The following is a 16,576-nucleotide window of genomic DNA, read 5'->3' as shown; positions in this document are numbered from 1 at the left end:
GATCGATGAAGTCTTACGTCCTGGCCTGCTCGATGGCGGCAACTGCATTGGCAGGGTTGGGGTTGCCGGCGCAGGCCCAGCAGATTTTCCGCAGCGTCGGTCCGGACGGCCGCATCACTTTCTCCGACAAGCCACCGGTTGCGGGGAGCGAACCCAGCGCCACCGCCAATGCAGCCAGCGGGCCTCAGCTGCCGTTTGAACTGCGGCAGGCCGTCACCCGCTATCCGGTGACCATCTATACGGGCAATGCCTGCGCCCCTTGCGCGAGCGGCCGCGCCCTGCTCAGCGCACGGGGCGTGCCATTCACCGAGCGCATTGTCGGCACCCCTGAAGACATCGAAGCGCTGCAGCGCCTGAGCGGCGAGACGGGCCTTCCGCTGCTGACCATCGGTACGCAGCAACTGAAGGGGTTTGCCGAAGCCGAGTGGACGCAATTCCTGAATGCAGCGGGTTATCCGCGGACGTCGCAACTCCCGCCGGGCTATCGCAACCCGGCGCCTGCGCCGCTGGTCGCGCGCGCAGAGGCAGCGCCTGCAGCCCCCGCGCAAGAACCCGTTCGTCCGCTTGCACCGCTGGCCGCTCCGGCCAGCAACCCGGCAGGCATCCGCTTCTAGGCGCCCTTTCCAGCGCGTTTGCTGGCGCGGTGCGCCGCCTTTCCTCAATAGGTCAGGGTCTTCACGCCCTGCGCGGTGCCGAGCAGGCACACGCTGGCCTTCTGGTGGGCGAACACCCCCACGGTCACGACGCCGGGCCACTGGTTGACCTGGCTTTCGAACGCCAGCGGGTCTTCGATCTTCAAACCCTTCACGTCGACGATGTGCTGGCCGTTGTCCGTCACGAGCGGCTTGCCGTCCTTCATCCGCACTGACGCCTGACCGCCCATCGCGGCGAACTGCGCGACGATCCGCTGCGTCGCCATCGGGACCACTTCCACCGGCAGGGGAAAAGCACCCAACACCGCGACCCGTTTCGACTCGTCGGCAATGCAGATGAACTGGCGCGACTGCGCAGCGACGATCTTCTCGCGCGTGAGTGCCGCGCCACCGCCCTTGACCATGTAGCCCTTGCCGTCGATCTCGTCGGCACCGTCGATGTAGACGGCGAGTTCCGGTACCTCGTTCGAATCGAACACCGGAATGCCGAGCGCCTCGAGCTTCTGCGTCGACGCCTCCGAACTCGATACCGCGCCCTTGATGCGGTCTTTCATCGAAGCGAGTGCCTCGATGAACTTGTTGACCGTCGAGCCGGTGCCCACGCCAACAATTTCGCCTTCCACCACGTACTTGAGTGCGGCCTGGCCCACGAGGGTCTTGAGTTCGTCCTGGGAGAGTGTCGTCATCTGGGAAAATCCTGTTGATTCCGGAATTATCCAATGCCACTGCTGCCCTACTCCCTTGCCCGCCCGTTCCTGTTCCAGATGGATGCCGAAAAGGCCCATGAAGTCACCATGCACGCGCTGGCCATGACGGCGAATACGCCCGTGAGTTGCATCGTCGGCAATGCGCGCGTCGAAGATGCCTTCGAACTTGCGGGACTCAGGTTTCCGAACCGTGTCGGACTGGCGGCAGGCCTGGACAAGAACGCGCGTTGCATCGACGGACTGGCCTCGCTCGGCTTCGGCTTCGTGGAGGTGGGGACCGTCACGCCCAAGGGACAACCGGGCAACCCGAAGCCGAGGATGTTCCGCCTGCCGCAGGCACAAGCACTCATCAACCGGCTGGGTTTCAACAACGACGGTCTCGACGTGTTCATCGCCAATGTGAAGAACGCGCGGTTTCGCGGTACTGCGAGGAGCAATCCGCCCATGCTGCTCGGCTTGAACATCGGGAAGAACGCAGCCACGCCGATCGAAAACGCCACGGCCGACTATCTGGCATGCCTGGATGGCGTCTATCCGCACGCGGACTACGTGACCATCAACATTTCCAGCCCGAACACGAAGAACCTTCGGGCGCTGCAATCCGACGAAGCGCTGGAGTCCTTGCTTGGCGCACTCGGCGCACGTCGCAGGGATCTGGCGCAGCAACATGGCAAACGCGTACCGTTGTTCGTGAAGATTGCGCCAGACCTCGACGAGGCACAAATCGAAGTGATCGCCATGACGCTGAAGCGCCGCACTGACGAGGATGCCGAGAACCTGGGGTGGGGTGTTGTCGCCACGAACACGACGCTGGGTCGCGATGCGGTCAAAGGGCTGACCCATGCGGAGGAAGCAGGAGGCCTTTCCGGCGCTCCGGTGCTGGAGGCGAGCAACCGCGTCATCCGGCAATTGCGTGCTGCACTGGGAACGGCGTTTCCCATCGTTGGCGTGGGCGGCGTGTTGAGCGGTGCGGACGCAGCGTCCAAGATCGATGCTGGCGCGAACGTCGTCCAGATCTACACAGGCCTGATCTACAAAGGCCCGGAGCTGGTGACCGAAGCGGCAAAGGCCATCAAGGCCCTTCGCTGATACAGCTTGAACGCTCGTCAGACAGCACGCGCACGACCCGCTCGCCGATCGCGAGCGCGCTCGTGAGGCCGGGCGATTCGATGCCGAACAGGTTGACCAGTCCCGGCACGCCATGCTCACCGGGCCCCTGGATGACGAAATCGGCGGCAACCTCTCCGGGCCCGCTGATCTTCGGCCGGATACCCGCGTAGCCCGCCTGGAGCGCTCCGTCGGCAAGACCGGGCCAGTACTTCCGCACCTCGGCGTAGAACGCATCGCCGCGCGCCGGGTCCACCACCAGATCGTCTGGCGAATCCACCCACTGCACATCGGGTCCGAACTTTGCCTGCCCGCCGAGGTCGATGGTCAGATGCACGCCGAGGCCCGCCGCTTCGGGCACCGGGTAGATGAGCCGCGAAAACGGCGATCGGCCGGACAAGGTAAAGTAGTTGCCCTTGGCATACCTGGCACGCGGCACCCTGGCTGCCGGCAGGCCTTCGAAACGCGCAGCCACGGCCGGCGCATGCAGGCCTGCCGCATTCACCACCGTGCTGGCCATCAGCTCCGTGCCGTCGTCCGTGCGGATCAGGATGCCGTCCGCCGAGCATTGCGCCGACGAGACCTTCGAACCCAGCGCGACCAGCCCGCCCGCGTTCTCCAGATCCCCCTGCAGCGACAGCATGAACGCGTGGCTGTCCACGATGCCCGTGCCGGGTGAAAGCAATGCGGCCACGCAGTGGAGCGCCGGCTCCAGCGCCTTCGCCTCTTGCGCGTCAAGCTTGACGAGATCAGTCACCCCGTTGGCGCGCGCCCTCGCGAGGATGGTGTCGAGTTGTGCCACTTGTTCGTCGGACGTCGCGACGATCAGCTTGCCGCAGCGGCGATGCGGCAGGCCGCGCTCTCCACAATACGCGTAGAGCATCTCCTTGCCCTGCACGCACAACGCCGCCTTCAGCGAGCCTTGCGGATAGTAGATGCCCGCGTGGATGACTTCGCTGTTGCGCGAACTCGTCCCGCTGCCGATGAGGTTTTCCTGCTCCAGCACCATGACTTCGCGGCCTTCGAGGGCGAGCGCGCGCGCAACCGCCAGCCCGACGACGCCGGCACCGATGACCACGGCATCGACCCGGTCCATCTAAAGCACCCGGGGATCGGTCGCGAGCAGAAGTTCGACCAGCGATCGCAGCGACGCCTTGAGGTCATCGAAGCCGGATGTGATTTCCAGCGTCTGCTCGTCCATGTAGAGCTTGCGGTTGATCTCGAGTTGCAGGCTGTGGCGATGACCGGCCGGGTCACTGTGGCGACGCACGAGCTCCACGCCCTTGTAGGGGTGATTCAGCGCCACCTGATAGCCCCGCGCCCGCAGATGACTGCACACGCGTTGGGCCAGCGCTTCGCTCGAGGTGCTGTGATCCCGGTTTCCGACGACGAAGTCCGGATGCACCTCCCCGGGAAAATCCGTCGCATGGCTGGACGCGACCGCAGGCATGGAGTGGCAATTGATGTGGATGCTGTAACCGTGGCGCGCATGGGCCGACTCGATGGCCTGCGCCAGCGCGGCGTGGTACGGGGTCCAGCAATTTCGGATGCGTGCCAGCACTTCCTCCACGCCCAGCTTCCGCGCGTAGATGGGCAGACCTTCATCGGTCGCGCGCCAGATCAGCCCCTTGCCCAGTCGCACCTTGGACAGCACGACGGGATCGGTCGCCACTTCCATCGGCCATGGGCCGTCGAGCAGGCCGGTGTCCACCTCGGTCGTGTTGCGGTTGGCATCCAGATAGCTCCGGGGGAAATGTGCCTCGATCCACGCGACACCCAATGCCGGCGCGAAGTCGTAGAGCTTTTCGACGTGCGTGTCTTCGGCACGGCGCAGCGTCTTCAGGTCACATGCGTGCCGGAAGTCTTCGGGATATGCGGTGCCGCTGTGCGGTGAGTCCAGCACCAGTGGCGACGCGCCCGGCAGATAAGTGATCCATGGCATTGGGTGACTTTAGCAGCGCGGCCTCGGCCCGCCGGGGCGAGGATTTCCGTCAGCGCGGAAATCCCGGTCAGGCCTTGGGAACCTGGTATTGACTGTTGCACTCGTGGCAGTGGGCCGTTTCGGCTTCACCGCCCGGGTTGTCGGTGAAATGCAGCGCGTGCTTGTTGCCGAAGAACACCCAGCAGTGCGGGCAGTGCTCCTGCCCTTCACGCGGGTTGTATGAAAGGGCGCGCTGCTTGGCGCGCGGATGGCTCAGCTTGCCGGCAATCTCGAGCGCCTTCGCGATGCCGCGCGAGGCCTCCGTGTCACGGCCTTGCGTACGATCCTGCAGGCCGAATTCGAAGCGGTTGAGTTCGATCTTCGCGAGATAGCGCAGCTCTCCTCCCCGGATTTCCAGGAGGCTCGGACGCGACACGGGCACGGGCCCGCTGTCACTGAAGCCGGAAATGAAGAACTCGCTCGGCACACACACCCCTTGTAGTCATACGGTTGTACACCGTTGAATACAAATTGTCATCCCCTGTAAATGGGACAAATGTCGTGGTTCTGGCCGTCGGTCTGTAGGAAAGCGCCGAAACTGCGGAATATGGCGCACCGGCGACCGGTCGCGGCGGCGTCCTACGAACTGCGCATGGGCAGGTCACTAAATTGGGCGCTCCGCCTCGCCCACGACCCTCCTACGACTCACCCACATGCCCAAAACCCCGCCCACGAAACCCACGAATACGGCTGCCAAGGCTGCCTCTCGCAATACCGACAGTGCGCCATCCAGCATCGAGCCCGGCGTGCCCGACACGGCCGCCTTGCAAGCCGAACACACGCAGGCACTGGTGGCCGCGATGCCATTCAACGCGAACAAGGCGGCAGAACACGGGTTCGCCAATGGCATCGCTCCCCCCATGGGTGCCAGCGCCGAGCCGCTTTCCGGGCTCCCCGGTGCCAGCACGCTGACCGAAGCAAACGAGTCCGACAAGGTCGGCAGCTTTGCCCTGCCCGGCACCAATTCGACGATCGAGCCGCTGGACCGCGTGCGCGTGGACTCTGCCGGGCAAGTGCTCACCACCAACCAGGGCGTGCCGATCGCCGACAACCAGAACTCGCTGAAGTACGGCACGCGGGGACCGGTTCTGCTGGAAGACTTCATCCTGCGCGAAAAGATCACGCACTTCGACCATGAACGCATTCCCGAGCGCATCGTGCATGCACGCGGCTCGGCGGCGCATGGCTACTTCGAGTGCTACGAGGCGGCGACCGACATCACCAAGGCTGCGCCGTTCCGGGAAGCCGGCAAGATCACGCCGGTGTTCGTGCGCTTCTCTACCGTGCAAGGTGAGCGCGGCTCCAAGGACACAGCGCGCGACGTGCGCGGCTTCGCGGTGAAGTTCTACACCGACGAAGGCAATTGGGACCTGGTGGGAAACAACATTCCCGTGTTCTTCATCCAGGATGCGATGAAGTTCCCGGACCTCGTGCATGCCGTCAAGCCCGAGCCACACCACGGGATGCCGCAGGCAGGCTCTGCCCATGACACCTTCTGGGACTTCGTCTCGCTGATGCCCGAATCCACCCACATGCTGATGTGGGCCATGTCGGACCGCGCAATCCCCCGCAGCTACGCGACGATGCAGGGCTTTGGCGTACACACCTTCCGCATGGTCAATGCGCAGGGCGAATCGGTGTTCGTGAAGTTCCACTGGAATCCGACGGCCGGCACGCATTCGCTGGTGTGGGATGAGGCCGTGAAGATTTCGGGCGCTGACCCGGACTACCACCGCCGCGATCTGTGGGAACGCATCGAGTCCGGTGCCTTCCCCGAATACGAGTTGGGCGTGCAAGTGTTCACCGAGGAGCAGGCCGACAAGTTCAGCTTCGACATCCTCGATCCCACCAAGATCGTGCCGGAGGAACTGGTGCCCATCCGGCCGCTGGGACGCATGGTCCTCAACCGAAATCCGGACAACTTCTTCGCCGAGACCGAGCAGGTGGCGTATTGCGCCGCGCACATCATCCCGGGGCTGGATTTCTCCAACGATCCGCTGCTGGCAGGCCGTATCCACTCGTATGTGGATACGCAGATCTCGCGGCTCGGCGGCCCCAACTTCCACGAGATTCCCATCAACGCACCCGTCGCGCCGGTCCACAACAACCAGCGCGACGGCATGCACCGGCAGGCGATCCACCGCGGTCGCGTGTCCTATGAACCCAACTCGCTCGGCGGTGGATGCCCCTTCCAGGCGGGCGCTGCGCAGGGCTTCGTTTCAGTCGCAGCCAGCATTTCGCGCAAGGAGGAGCAAGGCAAGGTCCGCGCCAAGCCCGAGAAGTTTGCCGACCACTACACCCAGGCCACGCTGTTCTACGAAAGCCAGACGCCAGTGGAGCAGGCGCACATTGCCGCGGCCTTCCGTTTCGAGCTTTCGAAGCTCACGGTTCCCGCCATTCGCGAACGCATGATTTCATCGCTGCGCAACGTGTCCGATGATCTCGCGCGCAAGGTCGCCGCCGGCCTCGGCATGAAGGAAATACCCGCACCGATGCCCCGGGCGGTCGACCGCCCGGCAAAGCCGGAGATCATGAAATCACCTTCGCTGTCGTTGATGGCGCGGCCCGGCGACGGGACCGTCAAGGCCCGCAAGATTGCCATTGTGCTGGCGGACGGCAGTGTCGGGCAGTCCGCCATGGAACTGCATGCGGCGCTGTTCAAGCGCGGTGCGGTGCCTCGCTTCGTGGCACCCCGCATCGGCAGCGTGGCCACCAGCGATGGTGTGGCGATCGATGCCGATGCCTCGCTGGAAAACGAACCGGGATTCCTGTTCGATGCCCTGGCGATCGCCGACGGCCCGCAAGGCGTCGCCGTGCTGGAAAAGGACGGGCACACCGCGGAGTTCATCAAGGACCACCTGCGCCACTGCAAGGCGATCCTTGCGATCGGCGCCTCAGCATCCCTGCTGGAGAAGGCCGGTCTCGCCGTGGGACCGAAGGACGTGCCGCCCAAAGGCATTGTCAAGGGACCGCTGACGGAAGCAACGACTGCGTCGTTCGTGAAGGCCGTGGCAGCCCACCGCCATCCCGAACGCGAAACCGATCCCCCGGCGATCTGAAACATGGCCCATTCACACATGCGGCTGGTTGTCAAAAGCCACGTGGAGGTGACGTGCGACGGTGTCTGCCCGACCGTCGCCATGCTGCGCCCCTCCAGCGGCACGGCCCAATGGGTGGTGTCGCAAAGCTACGAAGTGAAGCCGTGGATCCCGGCGATCGAGTATCTCGACTCCTTCGGAAATGCGTGCCAGCGGTTCACGCTGCCCCCGGGACTTGCGAGCATCGATGTCGAGTCGCAGGTGATCGTCGACGACCAGATTGCCAGCGCGCCATCGGCCGGCTTTGTTCTGGTGGAGAACCTTCCGACGGACAGTCTCATGTACCTGCTGCCGAGCCGCTACTGCCCGAGCGACCGTGCGTATGACAAGGCTTCGGAGGTCGTCGGGGATGCTGCACCCGGCTTCGGCCAGGTCGCAGCCATCTGCGACTGGATCCGCGGGAACATCGAGTACCGGTACGGCGTGAGCAACGAAAGCACCGATGCGTTCGACACGCTGGAGGCGGGTGCAGGCGTATGCCGTGATTTCTCACACATCGCCATCACGCTCTGCCGCGCGCTCCGCATACCGGCGCGCTTCGTCTCGGGCTATCTCTACCAGCTCGATCCGATGGACATGCACGCCTGGTTCGAGGCATACGTAGGCGGTGCCTGGCACACCTTCGATGCCACGCAGGAAGCCCGCAAAGCCGGCCGCGTCGTGGTGTCGTACGGGCGCGATGCGGCGGACGTTGCGTTCCTCTCCAACTACGGACCGATGAAGGTCCGTGACATGAAGGTGACGGTGGAAAAGATCGCGGCGCGCAGCTAGGCGCCAGTGGCGCCCTTGACGCCGCGGATCTTCTTCTCGTCCTCCGGCGAGCGCGCGGAGTCGATCAATCCATATTGCGAGTGCTCAGCGGCAGGGTCGCCCAAGGCGGCTCCGGTGCGGCTGAAGCGTTGCGCGGGCTCGCGCTTCACGGCGTCAGCGTCCGGCTTCGCTCGCGCACGGCCCTGCGCTTCGGATTGCAGGTCGTCCTCGATCTTGCCGAAGGCGTCCCGGTCGCCGGGACCACCCTGGTTGCTCTGGCTGTTGGAGCCGTCGCCCGAAGGCGAGGCGCTTGCGCTTCGAGTCATTCGCCGGTTCCTTTCATTGACGCGGTCAGGCCTTGCCCTTGGCGGCCTTCATGGCACTGTCATGGGTGGACTTGGCGCTCTGTTTGCACGACTTTTCAGCATCGCCCTTCATGTCGTCGCACTTTTCCTTGGCGATCTCGTACGCACTGTCGGCCTTGGCTTCCTGGACCTTGCGTTGGTTGTCCGCGCTGGGCTTGTAGCCCTGTTCGAGTTCTGCCTTGGCGATCTTCTGCTTGCCGTCAGCCTCTTTCTCGCAGACATCCTTGGCGTTGTCCTTCATCGCGTCACATGCCTTCTTGTCGGCCTTGTGCGTGGCTTCGATGCGGTCCTTGGCGGCGTCGTACTCGGCCTTGGTCATGGCATGCGACGCGCCGACGGCGGTCATGGCAGCGATTGCGACGGCAAGAATGCGGGTGTTCATGAATGTCTCCTGTTCAGGTTGAAGTGCATTCATTGTGGGCAGCCCTCGCCGCGCCGGCGTAGGAACACGCCGTGGTCCAGCGTAGGCGCGGTCCGCAGACACCCGACTCCGTCAAAAACAACTACGTAAAAAAATGTAGGCCGTTTCCGACATCCGGTCGAACATAAATCCTTCAAGTTGCAAATGCTGCACCGCGCAATATCTGCACCATGCACAGTTCCTCGCGTGTCGACAAAGCCCGGCAGTCCTCCGGTCCGCTGGAAGCTTCCGCACACGCAGGACCGGATGCCGGCCCTTCGCATTTCAGGCAGTTCGACGCCATGGGCTCGCGCGTCGGCGTGCGGGACGGCATCGGAGGCACGCGCTTCGCCGTCTGGGCCCCGAATGCGCAGGCCGTGCAGGTCGCCGGCAGTTTCAATGGGTGGCAGGGCCATGCCCTGACCCGGCTGGACGACGGAACCGGGCGCTGGGCCGGCTTCGTCCCCGCGGCCGGCATCGGCGACCTCTACAAATACCGCGTGCTGGCGGCCTGCGCGCACGAATGGCAGGACAAGGCCGACCCGTATGCCCTGCGCTGCGAGATGCCACCCGGCACTGCCTCGCAGATCTGGGACATCGATGGCGACGGCCGGCACGACTGGGGCGACCGCGCATGGATGGCGCAGCGTGGGCAGCGGCAGGCCCTCGACCGGCCGATGTCGATCTATGAAGTGCACCTGGGCTCGTGGCAGCGCGAGGAAGATGGCCGCTTCCTGAATTACCGCGACATCGCGACACGGCTGGCGGCCCATTGCGAAGCGATGGGCTTCACGCATGTCGAACTGATGCCGCTGGCCGAGCATCCGTTCTACGGATCCTGGGGTTACCAGACCACGGGCTACTTCGCGCCCACCGCGCGCTATGGCGCGCCGCAGGACCTGATGGCCCTGGTCGACACACTGCATCGCCACGGCATCGGCGTGATCCTGGACTGGGTGGGCTCGCATTTCCCTTCCGACGCGCATGCGCTTGCGTCGTTCGACGGCACTGCGCTGTTCGAACATGCCGATCCCCGCAAAGGCTTCCACCCGCAATGGAACAGCCTGATCTTCAACTACGGCCGCTACGAGGTGCGCGATTTCCTCATCAGCAACGTGCTGTTCTGGCTGGAAAAGTACCACTTCGACGCGGTGCGCGTGGACGCCGTGTCCTCCATGCTCTACCTCGACTTCGCGCGCGAGCCGGGCGAGTGGATTCCCGATGCCGAGGGTGGCAACCGCAACCAGGAAGCCGTGCGCTTCCTGCAGGACCTCAACAGCGCCGTCTATGCGCGCTTCCCCGACGTGCACGTGATCGCCGAAGAATCCACCGCCTGGGCCGGCGTCTCGCGCCCGGTGCATCACGGTGGCCTGGGCTTCGGCATGAAGTGGAACATGGGCTGGATGAACGACACGTTGCGCTACATGCACCGCAACCCCGTTCACCGCCAGTGGCATGGCAACGACATCCGCTTTTCCGCCGTCTACGCCTTCGACGAGAACTTCGTGTTGCCGTTCTCGCACGACGAGGTTGTCTACGGCAAGGGCAGCCTGCTGCAGAAGCACCCCGGCGACGAGTGGCAGCGCTTCGCCGGCCTTCGCAACACATACGGGCTGATGTGGGCTCACCCGGGTAAAAAGCTGCTGTTCATGGGCGGCGAATTCGCGCAGGTGCAGGAATGGCACCACGAACGCACGCTCGACTGGCACCTCTGGGCGAATGCCCTGCATGCCGGGGTTGCGCGCTGGGTCGCCGACCTCAACCGCATCTACCGGCTCTACGCTGCATTGCATGCCACCGATTTCGATGCGGCCGGCTTCTCATGGGCACCTGCGCTGCACGAAGAGCCGACGCTGCTGGCCATCCTGCGCCGTTCGGGTGACGAGGTCGTGCTGGCCGTCTGCAACATGACGCCGCAAGCACGCCGCGGACATGTCGTCGGCGTGCCGATGGCAGGCACCTGGCACGAAATCCTCAACAGCGATGCCGCCGTGTATGGCGGCAGCGGCATGGGCAACTTCGGCAGTGCCCATGCGTGGAACGAATCACTCCACGGTCAGCCCGCCAGGCTGTCCATCACCGTCCCGCCCCTGTCCACAGTGTTTTTCTCCAACCGGAGCCCGAGTCATGTCCAGCAGTAAGAATGTCCTCGCCATCATCATGGCTGGCGGCGAAGGCTCGCGCCTTCACCCGCTCACCGCCGACCGTTGCAAGCCCGCCGTGCCCTTCAACGGCAAGCACCGGATCGTCGATTTCGTGCTCTCCAACATGGTGAACTCGGAGATCTATTCGATCTACATGCTGGTGCAGTACAAGTCGCAGTCGCTGATCGAACACGTGCGCAAATCGTGGACCATGGCGCGTTTCATGCCGCAGCACTTCGTCACGGTCGTACCGCCGCAGATGCGCAACGGCCCCGAGTGGTTCCAGGGCACGGCCGACTCGGTCTACCAGAACATCCACCTCATCCGGGAGTTCCGTCCGGACATCGTGGCGGTGTTCGGGGCCGACCACATCTACCGCATGGACGTGCGCCAGATGATCGACTTCCACGTGGCCAACAACGCGCACGCGTCTGTGGCCACCCTGCCGGTGAAGCTGAGCCAGTGCGACCAGTTCGGCATCGTCGCGACGGACGCGAACCATCGCATCACCGAATTCCAGGAAAAGCCCGCGACCTGCGAGCCGATGCCGGGGAGCCGGACGCACGCGCTGGCCTCGATGGGCAACTATCTTTTCAACGCCGACGTGCTGCTGGACGTCCTGGAGAAAGCCCATGCCACCGGCCACAGCGACTTCGGCAAGCACATCCTGCCGGCGATGCTGAAGACGCACAAGCTCGTCGCCTACGACTTCGACACCAACATCATCCCGAACACGCAGCCTTACGAAGAGCACGCGTACTGGCGTGACGTGGGCACCATCGACGCATACTTCGACGCGCATTTCGACACGCTGGGTGCCGCGCCGCGTTTCCGCATGACCAACCGTGCCTGGCCCATCTATGCGAGTCCCGACCAGGCGGAGTCGGCGCAGATCGAGAACGGCGCGCTCAACCGGTCGGTGGTCGGCTCCGGCAGCATCGTCGACGGCGCCACGCTCGACCACGCGATGCTGCGCCGCTCCGTCATCGTCGAACGCCACGCGCTGCTGGAGCACTGCATCGTGATGGAGCGTTCGCGCATCGGGCCGAGCGCGCAGGTGCGCCGCTGCATCATCGACCAGGACAACGACATCCCCGCGGGCGAGCGCATCGGCCACGACCTCGAAGCAGACCGCAAGCGCTTCCATGTCACGGAAAGCGGCATCGTTGTCGTGCCCGCCGGCTACTTCAAGGCCGGGCGCGGACGCGCGGTCGCCACCGGTGAAGTGCGCTCGTCCGACTACACCTTCGCCGACTCCGAAGTCGGGGCGGTCGCATGAGCGAAGGGTTGGCTTTCCTGGCCGACCCGCCGCCCTCCTCCCCCACAGCGCCGCAAGAGGCGCAGAGGCCGCCGGTCCAGCCAGATGCGGTGAAAGCGCGCAAACCCCGTGCGCGTCATCACCGTGTCGATGCAGGATCGCCTTGGCCGCTGGGAGCGACGGTGGGCCGGCACGGCGTCAATTTCGCCGTCTGGTCGGCGGCCGCCGAACGCGTGGAGGTGTGCCTTTTCGCGGACGACGGCAAGACCGAAGTGGAGCGCATCGCGCTGCCCTGCGTGACCGACGATGTGTGGCACGGCCATGTCCTAGGCCTCAAGGCAGGTCAACGCTACGGGTTACGCGTTCACGGCCCGTACCAGCCGGCCGAGGGAAAGCGCTTCAATCCGAACCTGCTGCTGCTCGACCCGTATGCGCGCGCCCTCGACCGTGCGGTGGATGGCAGCGAAGCCATGTTCGCCTACGAGATCGGGCATGCGGACGAAGACCTCGCGCAGCGCACCCGCGTGGACATGTCCCACGCCCCCAAGTGCCTCGTGACGAACAGCCGCTTCGACTGGGGCGGCGACGCGCCACCCCGCATTGCGCCGGCGAACGCGGTTTTCTACGAGGTGCATGTCAAGGGCTTCACGCAGGCCATGCCCGGCGTGCCACCGCACCTGCGCGGCACCTACGCCGGACTGGCAAGCGCACCGGCCATTGCGCACCTGAAGTCGCTGGGGGTGACCAGCGTGGAGCTGCTGCCCGTTCAGGCGTTCATCGCCGACAAGCACCTGCTGGACGAAGGCCGCACCAACTACTGGGGCTACAACACCGTGGCCTTCCTCGCGCCCGAGCCGCGCTACGCGACGCGGCCGTCGCAGGCCATCGATGAATTCAAGGCCATGGTGAAGGCGCTGCACGCGGCAGGTCTGGAAGTGATCCTCGACGTGGTCTACAACCACACCGGCGAGGGCAACCACATGGGCCCGACGCTCAGCCTGCGCGGCATCGACAACGCGGCCTACTACCGCCTGGCGGAAGACCCGCGCTACTACACCGATTTCACCGGTACCGGCAACACGCTGGACACGAGCAGCCCCGTCGCGCTGAAGCTCGTGATGGACAGCCTGCGCTACTGGGTCCAGGAGATGCACGTCGACGGCTTCCGCTTCGACCTGGCGACCACGCTGGGCCGCGACGCGCTGGGCCATTTCGCGCACCGCTCGGCGTTCTTCGCCGCCATTGGCCAGGACCCGGTGCTCTCGCGCGTGAAGCTGATCGCCGAGCCTTGGGATGTGGGTGACTTCGGCTACCAGGTCGGTGGCTTTCCCGCAGGCTGGCAGGAATGGAATGGCCGCTATCGCGATTGCGTGCGCGACTGGTGGCGCGGGGCCGACGGCGCCGCACCGGAATTCGCGGCCGCGATCTGTGGCTCGGCCGACATGTACGAACAGCGCCGCCGTCCGCCATGGACGAGCGTGAACCTCGTCACCGTGCACGACGGCTTCACGCTGCACGATCTGGTGAGCCACGACGACAAGCACAACGAGGCCAATGGCGAGGACAACCGCGACGGCGAAAGCCACAACCGCAGCTGGAACTGCGGCGTCGAGGGTCCCACCGATGACGAAGAGATACTCGCGCTGCGTGCACGCCAGTCGCGCAACCTGCTGACCACGCTTTTCATGTCGCGCGGTGTGCCACTGCTGCTGGGCGGCGACGAGCTCGGCCGCACGCAACAGGGCAACAACAACGGCTACTGCCAGGACAACGCGCTGTCGTGGTTCGACTGGGAGCGCGCCGCGGCGCATGCGGATCTCACCGGGTTCGTGCGCTCGCTCACCGCGCTGCGCGCCTCGCTGCCCGTCCTGCGCGGCGACAGCTGGGATGCGGCCAGGCTCGGCTGGTACAGCGTCTGGGGCCTGCCGATGACGCAGGAAGAATGGGACAACCCGCAGGTGCGCTGCCTCGGTGCGTTGTTCGAAGGCGCACAGGGACAGGAGACGGTGCTCCTGCTCTTCAACGCATCGGACGAGGAGGCGCTCTTCACACTGCCCCAGGACGAGTCGGCGCGTGAATGGACCGTCCGTCTGGACACCCAGTGCGCCGCCGTACCGCCCACCGCCGGTGACTGTTTTCCGGGCATGCTCGAGTCGGGCGGCCATTGCGCTTTGCATCCCCGCTCGATGGCGGTGCTGACGACCACCGGCGCGACCCCGGCGGCCGCCCGATGAGCGGCAGCGAGGCCATGCCGTTCGGCACCCAGGTCGGCGACGGCGCCACCGAGTTCCGGTTGTGGGCACCGCAGGCGCGCCGTGTGGCGCTGTGCCATGCCGGATCGCCGCAGGCATTGGCGCAGTCCGCACGCCACACGCCGGCTGCCGCCGGACGAGACGGCTGGTGGCATTGCAGCGTGCCGGGCGCCGGCGCGGGCACGGCCTACCAATGGCGCATCGACGGTGAAGTGTCGGTGCCAGACCCGGCATCACGCCACAACCCGGACGGGCCGCATGCAGCCAGCGTCGTTGTCGACCCACGGTCTTTCGAATGGACGGATGAAGACGATGCGTGGAAAGGCAGGCCCTGGACGGAAGCAGTGCTTTACGAGTTGCATGTGGGCAGCTTCACGCCGCAGGGGACCTTCGCCGCAGCGGCGGCGGAACTGCCGCGCCTGAAGGCCATCGGCATCACGGCCGTGGAGCTGATGCCGGTAGCCGCCTTTCCGGGCCGCTTCGGCTGGGGGTACGACGGCGTGCTGCCTTTTGCGCCGCACTCCGCCTACGGGTCGCCCGACGATCTCAAGCGCTTCGTGCAGACGGCACACCGCCTGGGCCTGATGGTGTTCCTTGACGTGGTCTACAACCACTTCGGCCCGGACGGCAACTACCTGGGCCGCTATGCGGCCCCCTTCTTCTCGAAGACGCGCACCAGCCCCTGGGGGGCGGCCATCAATTTCGACGGGGAAGACAGCACAGCAGTGCGTGAGTTCTTCATCCGCAACGCCTTGTACTGGCTGCAGGAATACCGCTTCGACGGCCTGCGGCTCGATGCGGTGCATGCGATCCACGACACCCGCTCGCCCGACGTGCTGGAGGAACTGTCCACGCGCGTGCGCGACGCCACGGTGGGCCGGCAGGTGCATCTGGTGCTGGAGAACGAGAACAACGAGCATCACCAGCTGTCCGCTGCACACGTGAAAGGCCGGTTCACCGCGCAATGGAACGACGACTTCCATCATGCGCTGCACGTGCTGCTGACCGGCGAGACGCGCGGCTACTACGCGGACTATGGCAAGGAGCCGCTCGCGCTGCTGGCACGCACGCTCACGCACGGCTTCGCGTTCGCACCTTCGCCGCGCAAGGAGGGCGGCGCGCGCGAAATGCCCGCCGCCGCGCCGGCGCAACCGCTGTGGGCGATGGTGAACTACGCCAACAACCACGACCAGGTCGGCAACCGCGCGTTCGGCGAACGCATGGGCGAACTCGTCGGACCCGACGCGATGCAGGTTGCATTGCTGCTGGCGCTGCTCACCCCTGCAACGCCCATGCTCTTCTTCGGGGACGAACTGGGCGCGCAGCAGCCCTTCTACTACTTCGCCGACTGGCAGGGCGATCTGCGGCAGGCCGTCATCGAAGGAAGGCAACGCGAGTTCGGTCACATGCTCGCGCAGGCGCCGCCGGGTCCGGGCGGCCGGCCGCGCGAGCTGCCCAATGCCTGCGAGGAAAGCACGTTCGAGGCGGGCCGCCTTGTCGCCGGCCAGGCAGACACCGACCATGCGCGTGCGTGGCAGGAACTCGTGGCGCTCGCGCTGGCTGCGCGACGGCAATGGATCACGCCGCGCCAGCTGCTGCTGGCGCACGGCCGCCACGACGCGACGCAAGTCGGCCCGAAGGCGCTGCAGGTGCGCTGGCGCTATACCGACGACGCGATTGTCTGGATGGACATCAATCTGGACAGCCGCGCGATCGCCGCCGGGGACTTGCCCGCCGGCCTGCTGACGCCGCAGCAGGGAACGGAAGTCCACGCGCACAACTGGTCCGCTGCCGCGACGGGATGGCCAGCCCACGCCGCGCGCTGGCGCTTCATGAAGGGCCGGCCATGAAAGACAGGATC

Annotated in this window: 13 protein-coding genes and 1 pseudogene; 8 read left to right on the top strand and 6 right to left on the bottom strand. The window is 65.5% G+C overall.

Features of this window, described 5'->3' with window-relative positions:
* The first annotated feature begins 5 nt into the window (after positions 1-5).
* A complete protein-coding gene (locus tag ACO2Q9_RS09995) occupies positions 6-614 on the top strand; it encodes a glutaredoxin domain-containing protein (RefSeq protein ID WP_423310789.1) in 609 nt (202 codons plus the stop codon).
* Positions 615-658: 44 nt separating this feature from the next.
* Here ACO2Q9_RS09995 and rpiA read toward each other — a convergent pair whose 3' ends face one another.
* Positions 659-1,339, bottom strand: a complete 681-nt coding sequence (gene rpiA, locus ACO2Q9_RS09990; protein WP_423310787.1) for a ribose-5-phosphate isomerase RpiA — start codon at positions 1,337-1,339, stop codon at positions 659-661.
* Between the two features lie 33 nt (positions 1,340-1,372).
* On the opposite strand from rpiA, the gene ACO2Q9_RS09985 reads away from it, so the two are divergent.
* Positions 1,373-2,449, top strand: a complete 1,077-nt coding sequence (locus ACO2Q9_RS09985; protein WP_423310785.1) for a quinone-dependent dihydroorotate dehydrogenase — start codon at positions 1,373-1,375, stop codon at positions 2,447-2,449.
* Here the strand turns inward: ACO2Q9_RS09985 and ACO2Q9_RS09980 are convergent.
* From ACO2Q9_RS09980 to ACO2Q9_RS09970, 3 genes are all read right to left on the bottom strand, one after another.
* Entirely contained in the window at positions 2,433-3,563 is a 1,131-nt protein-coding gene (locus ACO2Q9_RS09980) for an NAD(P)/FAD-dependent oxidoreductase (protein ID WP_423310783.1), read from the bottom strand. The two genes, ACO2Q9_RS09985 and ACO2Q9_RS09980, sit on opposite strands and share 17 nt — an antisense overlap.
* A complete protein-coding gene (locus ACO2Q9_RS09975; RefSeq protein ID WP_423310781.1) occupies positions 3,564-4,409 on the bottom strand; it encodes an N-formylglutamate amidohydrolase in 846 nt (281 codons plus the stop codon).
* 67 nt (positions 4,410-4,476) lie between these two features.
* Entirely contained in the window at positions 4,477-4,875 is a 399-nt protein-coding gene (locus ACO2Q9_RS09970) for a hypothetical protein (protein ID WP_423310779.1), read from the bottom strand.
* 226 nt (positions 4,876-5,101) lie between these two features.
* On the opposite strand from ACO2Q9_RS09970, the gene ACO2Q9_RS09965 reads away from it, so the two are divergent.
* Together ACO2Q9_RS09965 and ACO2Q9_RS09960 are read left to right on the top strand one after the other, a co-directional pair.
* Positions 5,102-7,507, top strand: a complete 2,406-nt coding sequence (locus tag ACO2Q9_RS09965) for a catalase (protein WP_423310777.1) — start codon at positions 5,102-5,104, stop codon at positions 7,505-7,507.
* 3 nt (positions 7,508-7,510) lie between these two features.
* Positions 7,511-8,317: a transglutaminase family protein gene (locus tag ACO2Q9_RS09960; protein WP_423310774.1), complete on the top strand. Its 807-nt coding sequence runs from the start codon at positions 7,511-7,513 to the stop codon at positions 8,315-8,317.
* Here the strand turns inward: ACO2Q9_RS09960 and ACO2Q9_RS09955 are convergent.
* Positions 8,314-8,622: a hypothetical protein gene (locus tag ACO2Q9_RS09955; RefSeq protein WP_423310772.1), complete on the bottom strand. Its 309-nt coding sequence runs from the start codon at positions 8,620-8,622 to the stop codon at positions 8,314-8,316. The genes ACO2Q9_RS09960 and ACO2Q9_RS09955 overlap by 4 nt on opposite strands.
* Before the next feature lie 25 nt (positions 8,623-8,647).
* On the bottom strand, positions 8,648-9,043 hold the full coding sequence (locus ACO2Q9_RS09950; RefSeq protein ID WP_423310770.1) for a hypothetical protein: 396 nt from the start codon (positions 9,041-9,043) through the stop codon (positions 8,648-8,650).
* Between the two features lie 209 nt (positions 9,044-9,252).
* Here ACO2Q9_RS09950 and glgB point away from each other — a divergent pair, with 209 nt between their 5' ends.
* The 4 genes and pseudogenes from glgB to treZ all read left to right on the top strand — a co-directional run bounded on the left by glgB (position 9,253) and on the right by treZ (position 16,565).
* The gene (glgB, locus tag ACO2Q9_RS09945) at positions 9,253-11,202 is read left to right on the top strand and encodes a 1,4-alpha-glucan branching protein GlgB (RefSeq protein WP_423310768.1); all 1,950 of its coding nucleotides are present in this window, start codon (positions 9,253-9,255) and stop codon (positions 11,200-11,202) included.
* Positions 11,189-12,473, top strand: a pseudogene (locus ACO2Q9_RS09940) (glucose-1-phosphate adenylyltransferase); the annotation flags it as partial. The gene glgB and the pseudogene ACO2Q9_RS09940, both read left to right, overlap by 14 nt.
* Positions 12,474-12,480: 7 nt before the next feature.
* On the top strand, positions 12,481-14,697 hold the full coding sequence (glgX, locus tag ACO2Q9_RS09935; protein ID WP_423310766.1) for a glycogen debranching protein GlgX: 2,217 nt from the start codon (positions 12,481-12,483) through the stop codon (positions 14,695-14,697).
* Positions 14,694-16,565 (top strand): malto-oligosyltrehalose trehalohydrolase, encoded by a 1,872-nt coding sequence (treZ, locus tag ACO2Q9_RS09930; protein WP_423310764.1) that lies wholly within the window; start codon positions 14,694-14,696, stop codon positions 16,563-16,565. The genes glgX and treZ overlap by 4 nt, the downstream gene beginning before the upstream one ends.
* Positions 16,566-16,576 lie beyond the last annotated feature (11 nt).

This window comes from Variovorax sp. VNK109, assembly GCF_049445855.1.
Lineage (GTDB): Bacteria > Pseudomonadota > Gammaproteobacteria > Burkholderiales > Burkholderiaceae_C > JAGOCV01.
The sequence above is the reverse complement of the archived record's forward strand: the minus strand, read 5'-3'. Positions and strand labels throughout refer to the sequence as shown.